The following is a 3982-nucleotide window of genomic DNA, read 5'->3' as shown; positions in this document are numbered from 1 at the left end:
GAGGCCGCCGCGCACGCCTACCACGACGCGCTCCTCGGCGGGGAGTCCACGCCGCGCGTCGCCTGGCTGTACGACGAGTGGCAGGCGCTGGTCGAACGCCGCATCGCCCGCGCCGACCAGGCCACGGGAGGTGCCCGGTGACCGCCACGCTCGCCGACCTGCGGCCCCTCACCCAGATCCGCTGGGAGACCCGCCGCGCCTCCGCCGGAGCCCACGCCGTCCAGGCCAGGAACCTCGCCTCCCACGCCGCGTGGCTCGCCCAGTGCCTGCGCGGAGACGGAGACGTCGCCGCCTACGTCGACGCGGTGATCGCCGCCGACGAGCTGGCCCTGATCGCCGACGAGCGCGCGGGACGGAGGGCCGCGGCGTGATCGCCGGACAGCTCGAAGTCGCCGACGCCCTCAAGCCCCGCCTCCTCGATCTGTGCTGCGGCGCGGGAGGCGCGGCCCGCGGCTACCAGGACGTCGGATTTCACGTCACCGGCATCGACCACGTCGCGCAACCCAACTACTGCGGCGACGAGTTCGTGCAGGCCGACGCCCTGACCTACCTGGTCGAGCACGGCGCCGAGTACGACGCCATCCACGCCTCGTTTCCCTGCGAGGGCTTCGCCAACGTGACTCTGTGGCGCGGGAACCAGGCAGACCACGTCGACCTGGTCACCCCCGGCAGGCCGCTCCTCGCGGCGACAGGTCGCCCCTGGGTGATCGAGAACGTGCCCGAGGCGCCCGTCCGCCCCGACTACCTGCTCTGCGGGTCGATGCTCGGCCTGGCCGTCAAGCGGCATCGCGCGTTCGAGACGTCCTGGTCCGGCGTCCGCCTCACCGCGCCGTGCTGGCACCACCGCGGCCTGCGTCCGTTCGACCACTCGTCCGAGCGGGACTACGCCGACGCCATGGGCTGCACCTGGATGACGAACAAGGAAGCCCGCAAGGCCATCCCGCCCGCCTACACCCGACTCATCGGCGGTCACCTCCGAGCCGCTCTGTACGCCACCGAGGTGACCAGGTGACCACCAAGACCTGCACCAAGTGCGGGAAGACGAAGCCCACTTCCGACTTCAACCGCAACGCCTACCAGCGGGACGGACTTCGCAGTTCCTGCCGGCTGTGCCAGCGCACCGACGGCATCGGCATGGGCCCCATGAAGCCCAAGCCCAAGGCCGCACCGAAGCAGCCCAAGCCCCGCGGCCCACTGCGGATCACCGACACCCAGGAATGGGCGATGCACGCAGCCTGCCGCTTCATGAAGCCCGCCCTGTTCGAGGGCACTGGCTCCGTGCACCCGGACGCTGCCGCGGCCTGCGATCGGTGTCCGGTGCGCCTCATTTGCCTGGAGGAAGAGCTTCAGCTCAACCCGGCGATCGCCTCGCAGTCCGGCTACCGGGGCGGCATGGGGCCGGCCGAGCGAGTCGCCCTGCTCAAGGAGCGCAAGGCCGCCGCGGATGCCGCGAAGAAGGCCGCCGAGAGCGTGTCCGCCTGACCCGGGGCCCGGCCAGCGACACGACCCCGCCGGGCCCCGACCCCAACCAACTACCGCGAGACGGGACCGACATGACCGACCTCACCCACACCCTGACCGACGCCGGCGCCGAAGTACTCCGGCTGCGCGACGAGTTGGCCGCCGCGTACCGCTCGATCCTCGGCCTGCCCTACGACGCGTGGATGCAGCTCGACCCCGCCGTCCGGCAGGCCGCCAGCCGGCACCTCGCCGCCGGACTCGCCGACACCACCAAGGACTGACGTGACCGACCAGCCGTACACCCAGGCCGACCTGATGGCCGAGGCCGCACGCCAGCACTACAGCCTCACCGACGACGCCGAGTACGGGTGCGTCGGCGAGTCCATCGTCGACAGGGGCATCGGCGACACCAGCGAGACCTGGGGCGGGCTCCCGCGCCCCGACTACGAGGCCGCGCAGGCGGCAATCCACGACCTGATCATCCACGCCGCCGACCTGTCCCCGTGGGCCGTCGCGATCGGCGCCGACGGCCTGGAGCCCGACCCGGACGCCCTCGTGCGTGAGCACGCGGGCCGGCCCTCCGTCCGCGTCCACGTGGCGTTCGCCCCCGACGTGCTGCCCGTGGCGCGCGAGGACGTGATGCGGGCCCTGAGCGACGCCCTCCTCGACAGCCTCTAGGACCCACCACACCCCCGGGGCGGGGCGTCCACACCCCCGCCGCGGGAGCACGGCACCCAGAAAGTTCTCGCTTCTCTGAAACGCCTGGGCGATTTCAAACAGTAACGAGGTGAAGGCCCGAAGCCGGGCCTTCGGAAATCGCAACCGATCGCACTCCGGTACGACCCGAAGGATGTTCGCCTTGAGTCTCGACGCGCAGGACTGGGTCTGGGAGCACTCCCAGTCCAAGGGCACGGCCCGCCTCGTACTGCTGGCCATCGCCGACAAGGCCAGCGGCAAGGACTGCTCCGCCTATGCGGGCAGCACGTTCCTGATGCGTCGGGCGAACGCGTCGAAGTCGGCCGTGAAGACCGCGCTCGACTCTCTGCGAACGAGCGGCGAACTGCGGGCCGTACCGGGGCGAAAGGGCCCCCAGGGTGAGACGCGGTACCGGATCCCAGGGGCGGCTGGCCACTCGCGCATCGCGTCCGAAACGCCCCATATTGAGGGAGGGGTTGAATCCGACCCCCCGGGTCAGATTCAGGAACCCCAGGGGGGTACCGGTTCTAAACCCCGGGGAGGTACGGAATCTGACCCGGGGGGTATCGGATTTGAACCCCGGGGGGGTACAGAATCTGACCCCCGAAACGCAGTTCACGCAGTTAACGCAGTTGAACAGAAGGCAAGCAGGGGCGACAGCGACGCAGCGCGCAGCGAGATCCCCGAGTTCGCCCGCCCCCTCGTCGACGGCCTCACCGCCAACGGCGTGATCGTCCGCTGGCCCTTCACCTCGAACGAGTGGCTCAAGCTCCACGCCGTCATCAAGCGCGTCGGCATCCCCGCGATGGTCGAGTTCGCCCGCAAGGTCGCCGTGCGCACTCCGGTCGAGTCCGCCCGCTACTTCATGCAGGGCTGGGCCGAACTCCCGCCTCTCCCTGCTGCCGGCACCGAGCGCCCGCCACTCCGCGCCGTCTCCGGCGGCTACACGCCCTTCCAAAACCCCACCGACCCCAACGCCTACGACGGAGAACTCTGATGGACATCGCGCCCGCCATCGACCCGATCCCCGCCAGCCTCGCCAAGATCCTCGCGATGCGCGACATCAGCCCCCACTGGCTCAACCTCGACGACGGCAACCCCTACGCCAAGCCGAACATCGTCCGCACCGAACTCGCCCACTGCGACAAGAACATCCCCTGGCACTACCGCAACGCCGTCCTCGACCACCCCGACGTCGCCACCTGGACCGACGAAGTCGTCGCCGCGGCAACCACCGGATCCGTCTGCGCGACGATCATGCGCGGCCCCTCGCTCCTGCTCCTCGGCCCCACCGGCATCGGGAAGACGCACCTGGCCTACGCCGCCATGCGGAACATCGCCGTCACCGGCGTCCGCTGCGCGTGGACCGCAACCACCGCCGCCGACATGTACGCGTCGCTCCGCCCCCGCCACAACATCGACAGCGAGACCGAGTTCCGGCGGTACGCCGGCGCCCGCCTCCTGATCCTCGACGACCTCGGCGCCGCGAAGGACAGCGAGTTCACCGAGGAGATCAACTACCGGCTGATCAACTCGCGGTACGAGAACGGCCTGCCGACGCTGGTCACCTCGAACGTGCCGATCAAGGAACTCGGCCCCAAGCTCGGCGAGCGCGTCGCGTCCCGCCTCGTCGGCATGTGCACCCGGGTCGTGCTGCGCGGCGACGACCGCCGACGGGCGGCCGCATGACCACCCGCGAGGTCGAGCCCCTCGGATACGCCGACGTCCAAGCCCTCCGCCGGGAGCGGGCCATCACCGAGGCGCTGATGGTCCAGGGCACGCACGCACTCGCCGAGCGGGAACGCGTCCGCCGGCTCGTGATGCG

General features: G+C 70.7%; 7 protein-coding genes. All 7 read left to right on the top strand.

The window, feature by feature from the left end; genetic code table 11:
- The first annotated feature begins 137 nt into the window (after positions 1-137).
- The gene (locus tag ABZ374_RS48135; protein WP_360325079.1) at positions 138-371 is read left to right on the top strand and encodes a hypothetical protein; all 234 of its coding nucleotides are present in this window, start codon (positions 138-140) and stop codon (positions 369-371) included.
- Positions 368-1012 carry a DNA cytosine methyltransferase gene (locus tag ABZ374_RS48130; RefSeq protein ID WP_360325075.1) on the top strand — a complete coding sequence of 215 codons (645 nt, stop codon included), beginning with the start codon at positions 368-370 and terminating at the stop codon, positions 1010-1012. Before ABZ374_RS48135 ends, ABZ374_RS48130 begins: the two co-directional genes overlap by 4 nt.
- Positions 1009-1482, top strand: coding sequence for a WhiB family transcriptional regulator (locus ABZ374_RS48125; RefSeq protein ID WP_360325073.1), 474 nt, complete (start codon positions 1009-1011; stop codon positions 1480-1482). The genes ABZ374_RS48130 and ABZ374_RS48125 overlap by 4 nt, the downstream gene beginning before the upstream one ends.
- Before the next feature lie 71 nt (positions 1483-1553).
- The gene (locus ABZ374_RS48120) at positions 1554-1742 is read left to right on the top strand and encodes a hypothetical protein (protein ID WP_360325070.1); all 189 of its coding nucleotides are present in this window, start codon (positions 1554-1556) and stop codon (positions 1740-1742) included.
- 1 nt (position 1743) lies between these two features.
- Complete coding sequence (locus ABZ374_RS48115; protein WP_360325067.1) at positions 1744-2139, top strand: hypothetical protein; 396 nt, start codon at positions 1744-1746, stop codon at positions 2137-2139.
- 745 nt (positions 2140-2884) lie between these two features.
- On the top strand, positions 2885-3154 hold the full coding sequence (locus ABZ374_RS48110) for a hypothetical protein (protein WP_360325065.1): 270 nt from the start codon (positions 2885-2887) through the stop codon (positions 3152-3154).
- Complete coding sequence (locus tag ABZ374_RS48105) at positions 3154-3846, top strand: ATP-binding protein (RefSeq protein WP_360325062.1); 693 nt, start codon at positions 3154-3156, stop codon at positions 3844-3846. The genes ABZ374_RS48110 and ABZ374_RS48105 overlap by 1 nt, the downstream gene beginning before the upstream one ends.
- Positions 3847-3982 lie beyond the last annotated feature (136 nt).

This window comes from Embleya sp. NPDC005971 (assembly GCF_040629175.1).
Classification (GTDB): Bacteria; Actinomycetota; Actinomycetes; order Streptomycetales; family Streptomycetaceae; genus Embleya.
This window is presented reverse-complemented; position numbering and strand designations above follow the sequence as displayed.